14 protein-coding genes are annotated in these 18248 nt (G+C 40.2%); 1 reads left to right on the forward strand and 13 read right to left on the reverse strand.

Features of this window, described 5'->3' with window-relative positions; genetic code table 11:
* Positions 1–4: 4 nt before the first annotated feature.
* The 8 genes from ilvD to ABE613_RS05095 form a co-directional block, all read right to left on the reverse strand.
* Positions 5–1675, reverse strand: coding sequence for a dihydroxy-acid dehydratase (gene ilvD / locus ABE613_RS05060; RefSeq protein WP_347375851.1), 1671 nt, complete (start codon positions 1673–1675; stop codon positions 5–7).
* Between the two features lie 89 nt (positions 1676–1764).
* Positions 1765–2847, reverse strand: coding sequence for a 3-isopropylmalate dehydrogenase (leuB, locus tag ABE613_RS05065; protein WP_235231877.1), 1083 nt, complete (start codon positions 2845–2847; stop codon positions 1765–1767).
* 218 nt (positions 2848–3065) lie between these two features.
* On the reverse strand, positions 3066–4097 hold the full coding sequence (locus tag ABE613_RS05070) for a M23 family metallopeptidase (RefSeq protein ID WP_235231876.1): 1032 nt from the start codon (positions 4095–4097) through the stop codon (positions 3066–3068).
* 82 nt (positions 4098–4179) lie between these two features.
* On the reverse strand, positions 4180–4914 hold the full coding sequence (pflA, locus tag ABE613_RS05075; protein ID WP_347375852.1) for a pyruvate formate-lyase-activating protein: 735 nt from the start codon (positions 4912–4914) through the stop codon (positions 4180–4182).
* Between the two features lie 47 nt (positions 4915–4961).
* Positions 4962–7214, reverse strand: a complete 2253-nt coding sequence (gene pflB, locus ABE613_RS05080) for a formate C-acetyltransferase (protein ID WP_235231874.1) — start codon at positions 7212–7214, stop codon at positions 4962–4964.
* Positions 7215–7443: 229 nt separating this feature from the next.
* Positions 7444–7749 (reverse strand): preprotein translocase subunit YajC, encoded by a 306-nt coding sequence (yajC, locus tag ABE613_RS05085; RefSeq protein ID WP_235231873.1) that lies wholly within the window; start codon positions 7747–7749, stop codon positions 7444–7446.
* An 89-nt stretch (positions 7750–7838) separates the two neighbouring features.
* A complete protein-coding gene (gene tgt, locus ABE613_RS05090) occupies positions 7839–8972 on the reverse strand; it encodes a tRNA guanosine(34) transglycosylase Tgt (protein WP_347375853.1) in 1134 nt (377 codons plus the stop codon).
* Between the two features lie 31 nt (positions 8973–9003).
* Positions 9004–10653 (reverse strand): L,D-transpeptidase family protein, encoded by a 1650-nt coding sequence (locus tag ABE613_RS05095; protein ID WP_347375854.1) that lies wholly within the window; start codon positions 10651–10653, stop codon positions 9004–9006.
* 204 nt (positions 10654–10857) lie between these two features.
* On the opposite strand from ABE613_RS05095, the gene aroC reads away from it, so the two are divergent.
* The gene (gene aroC / locus ABE613_RS05100) at positions 10858–11964 is read left to right on the forward strand and encodes a chorismate synthase (RefSeq protein WP_347375855.1); all 1107 of its coding nucleotides are present in this window, start codon (positions 10858–10860) and stop codon (positions 11962–11964) included.
* Positions 11965–12041: 77 nt separating this feature from the next.
* Here aroC and ABE613_RS05105 read toward each other — a convergent pair whose 3' ends face one another.
* The 5 genes from ABE613_RS05105 to dnaG are packed head-to-tail and all read right to left on the reverse strand — an operon-like array spanning position 12042 to position 18201.
* Positions 12042–13709, reverse strand: a complete 1668-nt coding sequence (locus ABE613_RS05105) for a nucleoside kinase (protein ID WP_235231869.1) — start codon at positions 13707–13709, stop codon at positions 12042–12044.
* Positions 13710–13737: 28 nt separating this feature from the next.
* Positions 13738–14526, reverse strand: a complete 789-nt coding sequence (locus ABE613_RS05110) for a Nif3-like dinuclear metal center hexameric protein (protein ID WP_235231868.1) — start codon at positions 14524–14526, stop codon at positions 13738–13740.
* Positions 14527–14552: 26 nt separating this feature from the next.
* Positions 14553–15257 carry a tRNA (adenine(22)-N(1))-methyltransferase gene (locus ABE613_RS05115; protein WP_235231867.1) on the reverse strand — a complete coding sequence of 235 codons (705 nt, stop codon included), beginning with the start codon at positions 15255–15257 and terminating at the stop codon, positions 14553–14555.
* A gap of 13 nt (positions 15258–15270) precedes the next feature.
* A complete protein-coding gene (gene rpoD, locus ABE613_RS05120) occupies positions 15271–16386 on the reverse strand; it encodes an RNA polymerase sigma factor RpoD (protein WP_235231866.1) in 1116 nt (371 codons plus the stop codon).
* Between the two features lie 39 nt (positions 16387–16425).
* Positions 16426–18201, reverse strand: a complete 1776-nt coding sequence (gene dnaG, locus ABE613_RS05125; RefSeq protein WP_235231865.1) for a DNA primase — start codon at positions 18199–18201, stop codon at positions 16426–16428.
* Between the last annotated feature and the right edge of the window lie 47 nt (positions 18202–18248).

Below are 18248 nucleotides of genomic sequence, written 5' to 3' on the forward strand. Positions count from 1 at the left end.
TTTCTTAATTCTTTGGTATTTCCAGAATTGCCCCACGGTTTCCGGATGTCACCATAGATGCATATCTTGCCAGATAACCAGTTGTTACTTTTGGCTCTCTTGGTTTCCATGCTTCTTTTCTCTTTGCCAGCTCTTCATCAGAAACATCGATTTCTAACTTCAGGTTAGGAATGTCAATCTTGATAATATCGCCTTCTTCTACCAATGCGATTGGTCCACCGACTGCCGCTTCCGGTGACACATGACCGATAGATGCTCCTCTGGATGCTCCGCTAAATCGGCCGTCTGTAATTAATGCCACACTAGAACCAAGACCCATTCCTGCAATTGCAGAAGTCGGATTTAACATTTCTCTCATACCCGGTCCGCCTTTTGGCCCTTCATAGCGAATAACAACAACATCACCAGCGACAATCTTACCGCCTTTGATTGCATCAATTGCATCTTCTTCACAATCAAATACTCTTGCAGGTCCTTCGTGCACTAACATCTCTTCCACTACTGCAGAACGTTTTACAACGCTTCCATCCGGCGCAAGATTTCCTTTTAATACTGCAAGACCGCCAGTCTGAGAATATGGGTTATCGATTGGACGAATAACTTCCGGGTTCTTATTGACTGCATCTTTGATATTTTCACCTACTGCCTTACCGGTAACGGTCATACATTCTGTATGAAGGAGACCTTTCTTGTTCAATTCATTCATAACGGCATAAACACCACCAGCTTCGTTAAGATCTTCCATATAAGTTGGGCCAGCCGGTGCGAGGTGACACAAATTTGGAGTCTTCTCACTGATTCCATTTGCAAAATCGATTTCAAAGTCCATGCCAATTTCATGTGCAATTGCTGGAAGATGCAACATACTATTTGTTGAACATCCCAATGCCATATCCACAGTTAACGCATTTAAAATTGCATCCTCTGTCATAATATCTCTCGGACAAATATTCTTCTCCCAAAGTTCCATAACCTTCATGCCTGCTTGTTTTGCAAGGCGGATTCTTTCTGAATATACCGCTGGAATAGTACCATTTCCACCAAGGCCCATACCCAACACTTCCGTCAGACAATTCATGCTGTTCGCAGTATACATACCGGAACAAGAACCACATGTCGGACAAACTTTATTTTCAAATTCACACAATCCCTCATCCGAAAGGGTACCCGCTGCATTTGCTCCAACTGCTTCAAACATACTGGAAAGGCTTCTCTTCTGTCCCATTACATGTCCAGCCAGCATTGGACCACCGCTCACAAAAATTGTCGGCACATTAATTCTGGCTGCAGCCATCAAAAGTCCTGGCACATTCTTATCACAATTCGGTACCATGACCAATGCATCAAACTGATGTGCCATTGCCATAGCTTCCGTAGAATCCGCGATAAGATCTCTGGTGACCAGAGAATACTTCATACCAATATGTCCCATCGCAATTCCATCACATACTGCAATTGCCGGAAATACAATTGGCGTTCCCCCTGCCATGGCAACTCCCTGCTTGACTGCATTCACGATTTTATCCAGGTTCATATGCCCCGGAACGATCTCATTATAAGAACTGACAATACCTACTAACGGTCTCTCCATCTCCTCTTTTGTAAGCCCCAATGCGTTAAATAAAGAACGATGAGGCGCCTGCTGTTTCCCTTTTGTAACTGTATCACTTCTCATATCTATCCTCCTGGGGACGTAGTATTTTTAAAAAATACTACGTCCCTATATTAATTTTGTGGTGTACCTAAATGTTAAATGCCCTGCACCTAAATGTAACTTGCAATCAGATCTCCCATCTCGACTGTACCGATTTGTTTCTTTCCATCAGACATAATATCAATGGTCCGATATCCTTTTTTCAGCACTTTTTGGACTGCTGCTTCAATTGCATCTGCCTCCTGATCTAAATCAAAACTGAAGCGTAGCATCATAGCTGCAGATAGAATGGTTGCAATCGGATTGGCAATTCCTTTACCCGCAATATCTGGTGCAGATCCACCGCTTGGTTCGTAAAGACCGAATTTGGTCTCGTTAAGGCTTGCACTTGCAAGCATTCCGATGGATCCAGTAACCATACTTGCTTCGTCAGACAGAATATCGCCAAACATATTTTCTGTCAGTACTACGTCAAACTGTTTTGGATCTTTTACAAGCTGCATTGCACAGTTATCAACTAACATATGTTCCAATGTCACTTCTGGATATTCTGTGGCAACTTCTTCTACAATTTTTCTCCAGAGTCTGGAAGAATCTAACACATTTGCCTTATCAACACTGGTCACTTTTTTTCTTCTTTTCATCGCAATATCAAAACCACGTTTGGCAATACGACGAATCTCATTTTCATTATATGTAAGGGAATCGTACGCCGTCATAACGCCATTTTTTTCAACAGTCTTTCTTTCACCGAAATAGAGACCACCCGTCAATTCTCTCATGATCATCAGGTCAAAACCACCTTCTGTAATCTCTTCTTTTAACGGGCATGCACCTTTTAATTCATCGTACAAAATTGCAGGTCTTAAGTTAGCAAATAGATTCAGTTCCTTGCGAATTCTTAAAAGGCCTGCTTCAGGTCTTTTGGATGGTTCCAACTGATACCATGGTGAAGTCTTGGCATCTCCCCCAATGGATCCCATCAACACTGCATCACAGGATTTCGCCGTTGCTACTGTCTCATCTGTAAGCGGCTCCCCATGTACATCTATAGATGCTCCTCCCATTAAAAGTTGTGTGTAGTCACAGGTATGTCCGTATACTTCTGCAACTTTATCCAACACTTTCATGGCTTCCGCTACAATCTCCGGTCCGATTCCATCCCCTTTAATAACTCCAATTTTCAGATTCATAATTCTCATCCTTCCTAAGACAAAAAATCTTTACCACTTATATTATCTTATTTCTATTCATGTTTCAAGACTTTAATTGACTAAATTGTCGATTCAATGTCGATTCATGCAGTTTTTACATCTTAGAAATAGATATTTATCAGAAATTGTTTATAATTATAATGTAAGTCAAGTATATTTATGCAAATTCAATCAGTAAAATCCTTTTCATCTTTACATTACTCAATAGCAGGGTCTTTCATCTGATATAATCGCGTCCATTCTTTCGTCTCATCATTTCGTTGCACTTCTGACTGATGCTGATAAAGAAATCTGACCAATTCATAACAATTGATCCAGATCTCATTATCTCCTTCTCGCTGTGATTCATCAAATATTAATTGAAGACCAAAATGCAAATGATATTCATCAATGTTATTTACATTTTCTTCTGTACTGTATCCAGTCCTTCCAATATATCCAATGACATCTCCTGCCTGCACAATATCTCCTTTTTTTAATCCCTCCGCATAAGGACGGTTCTGCCTGAGATGTGCATAATAATAGTAACGTCTGCCATCAAAGCTATTGATTCCGACACGCCATCCACCATATTGATTCCATCCAAGCTCTTCCACATACCCTGATTCCACCGCAATCACCGGTGTTCCGACTTGCCCCATCATATCATGTCCCAGATGATTTCTCTGATATCCATAACTTCTAGACACCCCAAAATCATCATAATCAGAATATGGGAATCCTTTTGCAATAGGGTGAAACCCTTTAAGACCATATACTTTTTTCCAAACCTTTTCAGTTGTTTTATCTTCTTTAGGCTGTTCCATCTCATAGACCCCTACCAAGCCATCCAGCACAGCACCATAAGCTTCCCGGTAATAGTCAAAATACTGCATATTTTTTGACAGTTCATTAACTGAAATCTTTCCCTCGACTAACAAATCTGCGATTTCTTTCATATCCTTTGATTGATAATTTGAAAAATCACCACCATATTTTGCCCCCAAATATGCCAATAGCTCCACCCAGTTCAGATGAATCTTCTCCCCATAAGTCTTTACATCGTATTCATAGGCCTGTTTCATTGCATCACAAGTTACATTAAATTCCACCCACTGAATAAAAGTTTTATTCTCATCCTTCATCAAATCCACAGTCTCTACAGTTCTCGATTGCGATATCTGATAACTATATATGCCACTCACCATAACTATCAGACACAACATCACAATAATCCTCTGCTTCTTCATTCCAATTCCTACACGCTCTCATTCTTATCACAATACTTTATGCTCAAAGATGTAAGAATATTTAATTGGGGACGGAGGAAATTTAAATTTCCTCCGTCCCCAATATCAGATTTGCATTCTTTATCCGCTCCTGTGTTGGCGGAGCAATATCTTTCAACTCATATTCTATTCCAAGTTCTTTCCATTTGTATACTCCTAAAGTATGGTATGGAAGTACTTCTACTTTTTCTACATTATCAAGTGTTTCAATAAATTGATGTAGTTTCATCAGATACTCGTCTTTATCATTTCGTTCTGGTACTAATACGTGTCTGATCCAGACTGGTTTTTTAATATCAGACAAGTACTTCGCCAGGTCCAAAATATTTTCATTAGTACATCCGGTGAGGATTCTATGCTGCTCATCATCTATATGCTTAACGTCCAACAGAATCAAATCGGTGTACTTCATGAGTTTTTGAAATTTGTCAAAGAATGGCTCTTCTCTTGTAAATGGATTACCGCTGGTATCCAACGTTGTGTGAATCCCTTTTGCTTTCGCCTTCTGAAATAACTCTGACAAAAAATCTATTTGCAAGAGGGGTTCTCCTCCACTGACGGTAATACCTCCCGTACTTCCCCAGTAAGAACGGTATCTTAATGCCTTTTCAATCAGTTCGTCTGCTGTATAGATCGTCCCCGACTGCAGATTCCAGGTATCCGGATTATGACAGAACTGGCAGCGCATGGCACAGCCGGCCGTAAATATCACAAATCGGACGCCTGGTCCATCTACAGATCCAAAGCTTTCCAAAGAATGAACATATCCTTTTGTCATTATCTTGCCCTTTTTAACCATAGTTTCAAGTTTACATTTGTATATAATTACATTTCCTTATGGCATGTTCTTGCAATAACATCCATCTGCTGCTCACGTGTCAGGTCAATGAATTTTACAGCATATCCTGATACTCGGATCGTGAAATTAGCATATTCTGGTTTTTCCGGATGCTCCATAGCGTCAATCAATTTCTCTGTACCAAATACGTTCACGTTCAGATGATGAGCTCCTTGTCTGAAATATCCATCCATTACATTTACCAGATTCTCTGTACGCTCTTTGTCATCGTGTCCCAGCGCACCTGGACTAATGGTCTGTGTATTAGATATACCATCCAGCGCAAGTTCATATGGAAGCTTAGCTACAGAATTCAATGATGCAAGAAGTCCGTTCTTTTCCGCACCATAAGATGGATTGGCACCTGGCGCAAGCGGCTCACCAGCTTTTCTTCCGTCTGGGAGAGATCCTGTTGCCTTACCGTATACAACATTGGATGTAATCGTAAGAATAGAAGTTGTTGGTTCAGAATCTCTGTATGTATGGCATTTGCTCAGTTTATGCATAAATGTCTTCAGAATCCAGATTGCAATATCATCGGCACGGTCATCATCATTCCCGTATCTTGGGAATTCTCCTTCTGGCTCAAATCCTATGGCAAGACCATTCTCATCACGAAGCACTTTTACTTTCGCATACTTAATAGCACTCAGAGAATCTACCACATGTGAGAATCCTGCAATTCCTGTTGCAAATGTACGTCTGACATCTGTATCAATCAACGCCATTTCAGCTGCTTCATAGTAATACTTATCATGCATATAATGAATCATATTCAAGGTATCTACATATAATTTTGACAGCCATTCCATCATTGCATCATATTTTTCCATTACTTCATCATAGTCAAGATATTCAGCTGTAATCGGCTGATATGCCGGTCCTACCTGCTGTTTTGATTTTTCATCGATACCACCGTTAATTGCATATAACAGGCATTTTGCGAGGTTCGCACGTGCACCAAAGAACTGAATCTCTTTTCCGGTCTGAGTCGCAGATACGCAACAACAGATACTGTAATCATCTCCCCATACCGGACGCATTACATCATCATTTTCATACTGAATAGAACTGGTCGTCACGGAAATATGCGCTGCATACTTCTTGAAGTTTTCAGGCAATCTCTCAGAATAGAGAACCGTCAGGTTCGGCTCTGGTGATGGTCCCATATTTTCCAATGTATGGAGGAAACGGTAGTCATTCTTTGTTACCATAGAACGTCCATCCTGTCCCAGACCTGCCACTTCCAGAGTTGCCCATACCGGGTCTCCAGAGAACAATTCATTATAAGAAGGAATTCTTGCGAATTTAACCATTCTGAATTTCATGACCATATGGTCAATTAATTCCTGTGCTTCCGCTTCTGTCAAAGTTCCATTCTGAAGATCTCTTTCAATATAAATGTCCAGGAAAGTAGAAATACGCCCAACACTCATGGCCGCACCATTCTGAGTCTTGATTGCTGCAAGATATCCAAAATACAACCACTGTACTGCTTCCTTTGCATCTTTCGCAGGTTTAGAAATATCGAATCCATATACAGCTGCCATTTCTTTCATCTGCTCCAAAGCACGGATCTGATCTGCAATCTCTTCACGAAGGCGGAAATCCGTTCCTTTCATTCCATGTCTTGCGTAACGCTCAAAATCATAATGTTTCTTCTCAATCAGAAAATCAATACCATACAAAGCTACTCGACGATAATCACCAACAATACGTCCTCTTCCATATGTGTCCGGAAGACCTGTTATAATCTTATTATGACGCGCCTTCTTCATCTCAGGTGTATAGATATCAAATACTCCCTGATTATGTGTTTTATGATATTTTGTAAAAATCTCATGAAGCTTCTCGCTTGGTTGATACCCATAGGTAGTACAAGCCTGCTCTGCCATCTTGATTCCCCCATAAGGCATAAATGCTCTCTTAAGAGGTTTATCTGTCTGCAGGCCTACCACCTTTTCCAAATCCTTTAACTCTTCACTAATGTAGCCAGGTCCATATGCAGTAAGTCCTGATACAATCTCTGTCTCCATATCAAGAACGCCGCCCTTTGCACGCTCTTCTTTTTGCAGTTCCTGCAACTTACCCCATAACTGATTCGTTGCATCTGTCGGACCAACCAGAAAAGACTCATCTCCTTCATAAGGTTTGTAATTATTCTGAATAAAATCACGGACGTCAACAGAATTTCTCCAATTTTTGCCTTCAAATCCTATCCACTGTTCACATTGTCTCATTGACTTTTATCCCCTTTCTTTCTCTACTTATTACCGTTTGCCCGCACAGTATATTATCTTGTGAAAAAAATATCAATGGGATTATAGACAGTAATTATCATTTAAAGCTATGTATCTAATTTTGTGCAATCTACAGGGGAACAGGAATTTTCCCAAAAATCCTTTCGCACCTCCTTCAAAGCAACAAAAAAAGACCCCTTTTGATTAAGGGTCTTTTTACGTTTTCCTTTTATTCTGCTGAAGCTTTTTCTACTTGTGCTATTGCTGCTTTCTGCATTGGGATACGGCAATTCCTGTTGCTTCCGAATTCTACAATGACATCTTCTTCGCTGATATCAATAATAACACCATAGAAACCACTTGTTGTCAATACTGTATCTCCGACTTCCATCTCTGAGATCATTGCCTGAACTCTTTTCTGCTCCTTTTTCTGTGGCCTTATAAAAATAAACCAAAAACCACCAAAAATAACTGCATATACAATAATCAGTAATACCCAGCTTCCACCTGAACTTTGTGATGCTAATGCGTACATATTAATTCCTCCTAATATCTTTAAACACTATTGCTATCATACACAATATTGCAACTTTCATCAAGTAATTTTCTTGAATTCATCATTTTTTATGCTTCTTTTTTCAACATACTGGCAATTTTTCTTTTTTTATACTCCTGATAATTTCCTTCATCAATGGCCTGACGAATCTCTTCCATCATTGTATTGTAGAAATACAAATTGTGAAGTACGCATAAGCGCATCCCCAGCATCTCTTTTGCCTTCAGCAAATGTCTGATATATGCCCGAGAATAAGTACGACATGCAGGGCATTGGCAACCTTCTTCTATTGGACTGTCATCCAACTCATATTTTGCATTAAATAGATTAAGTTTACCTTGATTGGTATATACATGCCCATGGCGGCCATTCCTGCTTGGATAAACACAGTCAAAAAAATCAACACCACGATCAACAGCTTCTAATATATTCACCGGAGTTCCTACCCCCATAAGATAGGTTGGCTTATCTACCGGAAGATACGGAACAACTGCATCCAGAATTCGATACATATCTTCGTGAGACTCTCCAACAGCCAGCCCTCCGACAGCATATCCATCAAGATTCAATTCTGCAATTTCCTGTGCATGACGAATACGGATATCTTCATAAATACCACCCTGATTAATTCCAAATAACATCTGATGTTGATTAATCGTATCCGGCAGTTGATTCAGCCTATCCATCTCTTCTTTACACCGTTTCAGCCATCGTGTTGTTCTGTCTACAGAATTTTCAATATACTCTTTTTCCGCTACACTTGAAGGGCACTCATCAAATGCCATGGCAATGGTAGAGGCCAGATTCGATTGAATCTGCATACTCTGCTCCGGTCCCATGAAGATCTTTCTTCCATCAATATGAGAATTAAAATAAACACCTTCTTCTTTAATTCTTCTAAGTCCTGCCAGAGAAAAAACCTGGAATCCGCCGGAATCGGTCAAAATCGGCTTGTCCCAGACCATAAACTTATGAAGTCCTCCTAACTTTTTCACCACTTCATCTCCAGGTCGAACATGAAGATGATATGTATTAGAAAGCTCTACCTGCGTTTTAATTTCTTGCAGATCAGTCGTAGAAACTGCACCCTTGATTGCAGCCGCTGTTCCCACATTCATAAATACAGGGGTCTCAATGACCCCATGCACTGTATGTAATCTTCCTCTTTTGGCAAGACCATCTCTTTTTATCAATTCATACATGGTCTTTTCCTCATTCTTCAAAATATTCTATTTAATAATGGCAAACTACTGGAGTTCCCGCTGATATCAGGTTATACAATTGTCCGGCTACATCATATGGCAAATTCACACACCCATGTGAGCCATTTGTTAAATACCTTGATCCTCCAAATGACGATTGCCAGGTAGCATCATGGAAGCCAATTCCTCCATTAAACGGCATCCAATATTTCACCGGAGTCTCATATTCATATGTTCCATCCGGCTTTTTTGTACCTCTTAAAGTCTGATCTAATGCTTTATAAGCCAGAGTATAGACACCCTGCGGGGTTCCATTTCCTCTATTAGGGTTACCAGTTACAACACCAGACTGTAGAACCACCTGACCATCCTGTATAAAATACATTTGCTGTGCAGTAAGATCCACCTCTGCGTATGTACTCCCTACATCATTTCCTTCATGGCTGGCTGCACGACTGACATAATTAGGCTCTCTTGTCACTGTCTCACCATTTTGAATATTCGCAATCAATGCATTATACTCTGCTTCCTGATCAATCTTCCATCCATAACTTCCACCTTCAACTGTTACCACATTACCGGTCGCTGTAGTAAAGTTTCTTGATTTTCCTTTGGTATCATACTTATTCGCCAGAGACTGTACATATGCCCTGACAGCCCCTTCATCAAAAGTTACATTCATATCTGCATCCACACTCACCCATTGAGATATAACAGATGCATCCACTACTTCAGTATAAGGGTTAAAATCATAAGTAATATTAGCTCCAAGATAACTGTTCATAGCATCTTTTGCAGCAATGACTTCCTCTGAATCAGACAGAAATCTAGGCAATATATAACATCCTGTCTCATAGAGATCCAGTGTTGGCTGAAATCCATTAATCGCTTCTTCTACTTTTTCACTGAATACTTCTATATTGATCTGAGTCCCCACAACCTCAGGGACAACTACAAATTGATCATTTTGAAATTCCGGATGTGCATCTACAGAAACTGTCTGATTCTCTTCCTTCATGCACTCAAGATTACTAATAATAGCAGCCAACGAATCTGCATCGTATTTCACACCAACTTCTGCTTCAATCTCCGGATGATTCCATAAAGATGTAATCCACAAGAAATTATCCTGCTCTTTCACAAGTTTTTTTAATTCATCTCCAGGCACATATTCCAAAGAAATATCAGAACCATTGATTTCTTCTCTATCACCATCAGATTCTTCCAACGTCAGAACATAATCTTTTACTTGTTGTTCCATATATGCTTCTACCTGACTAACATTTTTCAACGAAAAATCTATACCGTTAATCTTTGTATAAAACATAAAATGATTATTAAAGAAAATTGCAAATCCAACATATATAAGCAGCAAAACACAAAAAATGCTTCCAATTATAATTGCAGCAGTTTTTTTGTGCTTTTTCTTTCTGGCCGCTTTCTCCTCCATATCTGCCTGATCATCATCTTCTTCCTCATCTGAATCTTCAAAATCATCATCTTCTTCTAATTCTTCTGTTGTAGAAGAATCGTCATCAGAAGGTATATCATCGCTATCCATATATATTTCTTCATTTTTATCTTCCGTTTCTTGAAAAGCTTCTGAATTGTTGAGATCTTCAAAAATTTCTTTCATGGTCTCCTCTACAATCTCATCAGCTTTTTTATCTCTATCTTCCATTCACCTTACACCTCAATAATAATTATCATGTCATTTTATTATAATATGCATATATTCAAAAGTACAGAAAAAAATGCAAAAAATAAATGAAGATTTCCTGAAGAGAATACAATTGCTGGTTGTGTTTTTTTTCTATTCTATAATATAATGGACTATGTGAAAATAAAACATCTGATTATATAGAATAAAAAAGGAGATTTATCTATGGCAGGATCAACATATGGAACATTATTTACAATCACAACCTGGGGAGAATCTCACGGACCAGCAATTGGTGTAGTTGTTGACGGATGTCCTGCAGGACTCCCCCTCACTCTAGAGGATATACAGCAGTTCTTAGATCGACGGAAACCTGGGCAGAGTAAGTTCACGACCGCCCGAAACGAATCCGATCAAGTGGAAATACTTTCTGGTATTTTTGAAGGATACACAACTGGTACCCCAATTTCCTTAATTGTCCACAATGAAGATCAACGTTCTCGAGATTATGGCAAAATCAAAGACTGCTATCGTCCCGGACATGCCGATTATACTTTTGACTGCAAATATGGATTTCGTGATTATCGCGGTGGCGGAAGGACTTCTGGAAGAGAAACTATTGGTCGCGTTGCCGCTGGTGCAATTGCTTCAAAGATATTGGAACAGCTCGGAATTCATATTACTACTTATACGAAAGCTATCGGTAATATTGTAATCCCTGAATCTGACTACGACTACACATGTATTTCCAACAACAAGCTCTATATGCCGAATGAGAAATATGCTGAAATCGCAAGTGAATATTTAGAGAATTGCATGAAAAGTCAGGATTCTTCCGGAGGCATTATTGAGTGCATAATCAACGGAATGCCAGTGGGAATTGGAGACCCTGTCTTCCACAAACTAGACGCCAGACTCGCACAGGCTATCATGTCAATCGGAGCTGTAAAAGGAGTCGAAATTGGCGATGGATTCCAGGCCTCCGTTTCAAAAGGAAGCTGTAATAATGATGCTTTCTATTCCGAAGATGGAAAAGTTACTAAGAAGACGAATCACGCCGGAGGTACATTGGGTGGTTTAAGCGATGGAAGTCCTATCATTTTAAGGGCAGCAATCAAGCCAACACCTTCTATCTCCCAGGAGCAAGAAACCATTGATAAAAATCTACAAAATACCCTTATTGCTATCACCGGTCGTCACGATCCTGTAATTGTTCCAAGAGCCGTTGTTGTCGTTGAATCAATGGCAGCTATTACACTTGTCGATCTACTGATGACAAATATGGCTTCACGTATGGATCACCTGAGAACAATTTATCATTCCAACGATTAATACCAATGTTTAACATTCAAAAAGCTCTGATAGATGCACTGATCCGTCAGAGCTTTTTATTATAACACTCGTCTTAATTATACGTGAAAACAGCCTCCACCGATAAATTCACGCAGAAGTGAATTTGTCGGCACATTTTCACTTCCTATTCCTACAAAATAATCCAGAAATTTCAACAAACGTTTTGCTTCCTGATATTCCGGTACATCCGGGCTGATTCCAAACAATAAAGGTTCTACATAGATTTTCAACACTGCTAATTCATAAATCAACGCAGAATTAAACATCACATCTGCCTCTTCTTGATATGGGAATATGTTCCTCTCTTCTCCTCTTCTTACGGACGGCCACATATTGATTGTTTTTTGAGCAGAGGCTCCTCTGGTACGTGCATCTCTTACAATCCTTCTGAGAAGCCGTCCATCCGTCGTCGGAATACGATTATGCTCATCAATATTTAATTGCGTCAACGCACTGATATAAATCCGGAACTTATTTTCATCCGGAAGATGTTCTGTTAATTTGGGATTCAGGCAATGAATCCCTTCAATCACAAGGACATCGTTTGGTCCAAGTTTCTTCGTTTTTGTTCCATATTCCTTATGACCTGTCACAAAATTAAAATTCGGAATCACTACTTCTTTTCCGGCAAGCAGATCCTGCAACTGCTGATTAAACAATTTTACATCTACAGCCTCCAGGCATTCATAATCATAGGCCCCCGTCTCGTCTCTTGGGTTCTCCTCTCTTTCCACAAAATAATTGTCTACTGCAATAGGATGCGGTACCAGACCATTCGCCCGAAGCTGAACAGACAGGCGATGAGAAAATGTTGTTTTTCCAGAGGAAGAAGGACCCGCAATCAATATAAATTTCAATTCTGGTCGCTTGGCAATCTGCGCGGCAATCTCGGCTATCTTCTTCTCTTGAAGTGCCTCCTGCACCAAAACCGTCTCATGCACATCACTTTTGGTAATTTTATCATTCAATGCACCGACCGTCTCAATCCCTTGCATATCGCCCCACTTCGTTGACTCTTTTAATACCTGGAATAATTTATTCTGTGGTTCAAAAGGGGGAACAACTTTTGGCGCAGACTGTTCAGGCATCTGAATCACGAATCCCTCATCATACAGAAATAATTTGAAATATTTGAGATAGCCAGCGCTTGGCACCATATATCCATAATAATAATCTTCAAACTCATTCATACTATAGATATTTACTTTCGAGACGCGGCGATAACGGAACAACCTTTCTTTATCATACATCCCATGTTGACCAAAAAGAGCGATTGCCTCTGAAGTATGAATCGTACGCTTATTAATAGGCATATCCATAGAAACCATTTCCTGCATTCTCGCTTCGACCCGCGCTAAAAATTCTTGATTTAGGTTCACATTTCCTTCAATCGTACAATAATACCCTTTGCTGACAGAATAGTGAATCCTTACTTTTTTTATTGTGTCCACCTCTGCTACATCATAGATGGCTTTCACCAGCATTAAACTCATACTTCTCTTATACGTCTTGTGTCCAATAGGGTCTCCAGTCGTCTCAAATCGTATGATGCAGTCTTCTTTCAGCGTTTTGAAGAGTTCCTGCAATCTTCCGTTCACAAACACAAGAACAATATCATTCTCATATTGCTCCTGCCATTCTTCCGCAATCTGCCGATAAGTCGTCCCAGACTCATACTGCCGGATTTCATCTCCAATCTGAACGTTATACATTTCCTTTTCCATTGCGCGCCTCCTTTTTGCTCACTAAGCTCTATACCATTTGAAAAGGATGCCGGACAGGTGCGGCTATCACTTCCACTCCCTCCAGATTCTTTTCCAGATATTGTTTCATATCCTCTATAAATATATGTTCTATTCCATAATGTCCAGCATCAATCACAGCAAGTCCCTGTGCATTTGCGTCAATTCCCTCATGATGTCCAATATCACCAGTAATCAATACATCTGCATTTCTTTTCAACGCTTCTGGAATTACACTTTTTCCTGAGCCCGGACAAATAGCAATTCTCTGCACCTTCTGTCCAAGCTCTCCAAATACTTTCACTTCGTTTAACTGAAAAGCTTCTTTCACTTTCTGGCAACAAACCTGCAAAGTAATTGGAGATGTAAGTTCTGTAATTCTTCCAATTCCTTCCAGCAGATTTGTTTCAGGGTCTTCTGCCGTAACTTCCAGAACTTCTGCCTCTTTAAACTGCATTTTTTCTCCAGATAACGCTGCCATTCCCTTTACATCATAATTCGTATGCATCGCATAATAGGATATGTCATTCTGAATTAATTTTATGATACGTCTTCCAATAAAATCTTGATTATTGATTCTCTTCAAGCCACTAAAAATTAACGGATGGTGGGTTATCAACATATCTGCATGGTATGCAGAAGCCGCATCAATCACTTCATCTGTTGCATCCAGCGCCACATAGATACGCTGTACTTCCTTGTCATCTCTGCCAGCCAAAAGTCCCACATTGTCCCATTCCAGTGCATATGCTCTGGAATAAGCATTTTCAATGATTTTTATAATCTCTTTGCAAATCATCGTTGTATCTGCCCCTCCTTGAATAATCACTTCTTTTCGCGAAAATATCCCAGCGCCTGATCAATCAGGATAATTTCTTTTCGCATCTCTTCCATTCGAGCGGCTGCACTCTCACTGTTTTTTCTTTTTTCCAACTGACGAAATATACTTTCTCTAATTGCCATCTCCCTGTGAAGGTATTTTTCCAAGACAGGATGTCTCTGCTGCAGCAAGCATCTTCCATAAAGACATTCACACCTAGTGTAAGGCTGAACTTCCCCATGAACCACCTTCATCATAGGGTAGAACTTTCCATCTTCCTCCACCATATCTTCCGCAATAATCTTAAGATGGTTCGTGGCCAGATATTCTCGAACCCTCTGTATCTCAGACTGTGGCTGAAGAATACAAGTATATAGTTGATCAACAACATCTTTTCCTTCTTCCAGGATCTTAATCACAAGTCCTCCACCCATGCCAGCCGCTATCATAGTATCAACTTCACCTGGATCTACCGCTTTAAGTCCATCTGATAATCTTGTCTCGATCTGATCTTTCAATCCATGCCCAATAATATGCATCCTTGCCCGTTCCAATGGACCTTTGTTAATATCCAATGCTATCACTTTTGATGCAATCTTTTGCTCAGTCAAATAAATAGGAATATAACCATGATCAGTTCCAATATCTGCAACAGAGGCGCCCTCTGTCACAAGACTTGCAACTGCATAAAGTCTTTTTGATAGTTCCATAGGCGCCTCTTTCTTAATCCAAATAATCTCTTAATTTTCTGCTGCGGCTTGGATGACGCAATTTGCGAAGTGCTTTTGCCTCAATCTGACGAATACGTTCACGAGTAACATCAAATTCTTTTCCTACTTCCTCCAATGTACGTGCACGTCCATCATTCATCCCAAACCGTAATCTCAATACCTTTTGCTCTCTTTCTGTCAGCGTAGATAGTACTTCATCCAACTGTTCTTTTAACAGAGTCTGTGCTGCCGCCTCCGCAGGTACTGGCACATTGTCATCCTGGATAAAATCTCCCAGATGACTGTCTTCTTCCTCTCCAATCGGAGTTTCAAGAGAAACTGGCTCCTGCGAAATCTTCAGAATCTCACGAACTCTTTCTACAGGCATGTCCAACTCAGCTGCTATCTCTTCCGGCGTAGGTTCACGTCCTAATTCCTGCAGCAACTGTCTGGACACACGGATTAATTTGTTAATAGTCTCTACCATGTGAACAGGAATACGAATCGTTCTTGCCTGATCGGCAATTGCTCTGGTAATTGCCTGACGAATCCACCAGGTCGCATAAGTACTGAACTTAAATCCCTTCTGATAATCAAACTTTTCGACAGCCTTGATCAGTCCAAGATTTCCTTCCTGAATCAAATCAAGGAATAACATTCCACGTCCAACGTATCGCTTGGCAATACTTACGACCAATCTAAGATTCGCCTCTGCAAGGCGCTTTTTGGCATCTTCATCTCCATCTGCCATTCTTCTTGCCAGCTCTACCTCTTCTTCCGCAGTCAGAAGCGGCACCTTTCCAATCTCTTTCAAATACATACGTACTGGGTCTTCAATACTGATTCCGTCCGGAACAGACAGATCAATCTTCTCGACATCCACATCATCCTCTTCCGAAATCAGAAGATCCACATCATCAATATCATCGTCATCATCGCCACTGATACGCAAAACATCAATATTATTTGCTTCCAGATATTCAAATATCTTCTCCATCTGTTCGGATTCAAGATCCATATCCGAGAAGAAATCATTAATTTCCTGCACTTCCAGAATACTCTTCTTCTTTTTTCCCAGCGCTACCAGCTCTTTGAGTTTCTCTTCAAATTTTGCTATATTTTCTTCCATGTAGTGCCCATCCTCTCATTGCTTGTTTATATTTTATCCTTAATTAATAGAAATATGCAGTTTTTGGAGGTCCTGCAGTTCCCTTTTCGCATCCATCAACCGTTGTAATCCCTTGATATCCGTAGGGTCAAGCTTTTTTGTTGCTTCCTCAATACTATGGTTCTTCACCCGAACAACGGTTTCCTGCAACGCTTTTTCCTGCTCTTTTACGGTTGTCAATTCCTTAATCTTCGTATGGAATAGACTTGCAACCTCCCGGTGTTCTTCTTCATCCGTAAAATGATTCATAATCTTTGCCGGATTTACATCCTGATCTTCATATTGCTGATAAAGGAGTTCTGCCACCGTTCTATATATATCTCCGGTAAAATCTTCCGGAGTTATATACTTTTTAATCTGCTGAAATATGGATTCGTCCTCAATCAACCACGTCAGAAGAATCTTCTGTGACTTGACAATTCCATTTTCCTTACCTTTTTCACGATTCTGTGAAGACTTCGGCCGCTCCACCGGTTTGGCAAGTCCTGTCTGAATTGCCATCTTTCCGACCAGTTTCCGCAAATCTTCAAAACCTACATGATAAGCTTTTGCTACCGCTTCTATGTAATTGTTCCGCTCGATCTCTTCATCAAATTCCGTCAGCTTTTTAGCTGCTTCCTTCATAAAATCTGTCTTTCCCTCTGGAGAATTCATATCATAATTTTTTTCCAGAACTTCCAGGCTGAACATGAATCCATTTCTTGCCTTTTGAATCCGTTCTTCAAAAGCCTCTGCTCCGAGATTTTTAATAAATTCATCTGGATCTTTATATGGCTCCATCCGAATAATTCTGGCTGTGATTCCTACATCCCTTAGAATTGGCACTGCACGAAGCGCAGCCTTTGTTCCAGCTTCATCACTGTCATAAGTAAGGTATACCTCCTGCACATACCGCTTAATCAATGATGCATGTCCCGGAGTCAATGCAGTTCCAAGCGACGCCACTGCATTCGAAAAGCCAGCCTGATGAAGAGAAATCACATCCATATATCCTTCACAGAGCAGAAAATATGGCTTTTTGGAACTTCTGGCCCGATTCAAGCCATATAGATTCCGGCTCTTATCAAAAATCATAGTCTCCGGCGAATTCAGATACTTCGGCTTCGCGTCTCCCATGACTCTGCCGCCAAATCCAATAACTCGATTGTTGACATCCATAATCGGAAACATTACCCGATTCCAGAACTTATCATAAACGCCCTGCCTTTCGTCAACACTGATCAATCCTGCTTTCGCAATCATCTCTGTCTGATAGCCCTTTGATCTTAAATATCGATAGAGATCATCGCTATATTTGTTGGAATATCCCAGTCCAAAAGCCTTAATAGTATCATCACTTAACTTTCTTTTCTTCAGATAATCGAGTGCCTGCGCCCCCTGACTATTCTTCAGCTGAACATAATAATACTGCGCTGCCGCTTTATTGATCTCCAGCAAAATCGCCTTTGTGTCAGCACGTTCTCTTGCCTCTTTGGAATATTCCTGCTCAGGCAGTTCTACTCCTGCCCGGTCTGCCAGATATTTCAATGCTTCTACAAAAGAATAATTTTCATACTCCATTAGAAATGTAAATACGTTCCCTCCGGCGCCACATCCAAAGCAATAATACATCTGCTTCTGTCTGCTTACCGAAAAAGACGGTGATTTTTCATTGTGAAAAGGACAAAGCCCAAAGTATGAACTACCTTTTTTCTGTAGCTTCACATAACTGGAAATTACATCTACAATATCATTTTTTGATCTTACTTCTTCAATTAGTTCATCGGAATAATACATAATTTAAGCCCTCATATATAATATTCGACAAAAGCATCCGATTTCCT

Origin of the sequence: Dorea chungnamensis, assembly GCF_039832125.1 — a bacterium.
In the GTDB taxonomy this organism is placed as follows: domain Bacteria; phylum Bacillota; class Clostridia; order Lachnospirales; family Lachnospiraceae; genus JAFBIX01.

Bases quoted from the DNA above. Each gene is read 5' to 3' on its own strand.
- ilvD (WP_347375851.1), bottom strand. From the start codon at position 1,675: ATGAGAAGTGATACAGTTACAAAAGGGAAACAGCAGGCGCCTCATCGT.
- leuB (WP_235231877.1), bottom strand. From the start codon at position 2,847: ATGAATCTGAAAATTGGAGTTATTAAAGGGGATGGAATCGGACCGGAG.
- ABE613_RS05070 (WP_235231876.1), bottom strand. From the start codon at position 4,097: ATGAAGAAGCAGAGGATTATTGTGATGTTGTGTCTGATAGTTATGGTG.
- pflA (WP_347375852.1), bottom strand. From the start codon at position 4,914: ATGACAAAAGGATATGTTCATTCTTTGGAAAGCTTTGGATCTGTAGAT.
- pflB (WP_235231874.1), bottom strand. From the start codon at position 7,214: ATGAGACAATGTGAACAGTGGATAGGATTTGAAGGCAAAAATTGGAGA.
- yajC (WP_235231873.1), bottom strand. From the start codon at position 7,749: ATGTACGCATTAGCATCACAAAGTTCAGGTGGAAGCTGGGTATTACTG.
- tgt (WP_347375853.1), bottom strand. From the start codon at position 8,972: ATGTATGAATTGATAAAAAGAGATGGTCTTGCCAAAAGAGGAAGATTA.
- ABE613_RS05095 (WP_347375854.1), bottom strand. From the start codon at position 10,653: ATGGAAGATAGAGATAAAAAAGCTGATGAGATTGTAGAGGAGACCATG.
- aroC (WP_347375855.1), top strand. From the start codon at position 10,858: ATGGCAGGATCAACATATGGAACATTATTTACAATCACAACCTGGGGA.
- ABE613_RS05105 (WP_235231869.1), bottom strand. From the start codon at position 13,709: ATGGAAAAGGAAATGTATAACGTTCAGATTGGAGATGAAATCCGGCAG.
- ABE613_RS05110 (WP_235231868.1), bottom strand. From the start codon at position 14,526: ATGATTTGCAAAGAGATTATAAAAATCATTGAAAATGCTTATTCCAGA.
- ABE613_RS05115 (WP_235231867.1), bottom strand. From the start codon at position 15,257: ATGGAACTATCAAAAAGACTTTATGCAGTTGCAAGTCTTGTGACAGAG.
- rpoD (WP_235231866.1), bottom strand. From the start codon at position 16,386: ATGGAAGAAAATATAGCAAAATTTGAAGAGAAACTCAAAGAGCTGGTA.
- dnaG (WP_235231865.1), bottom strand. From the start codon at position 18,201: ATGTATTATTCCGATGAACTAATTGAAGAAGTAAGATCAAAAAATGAT.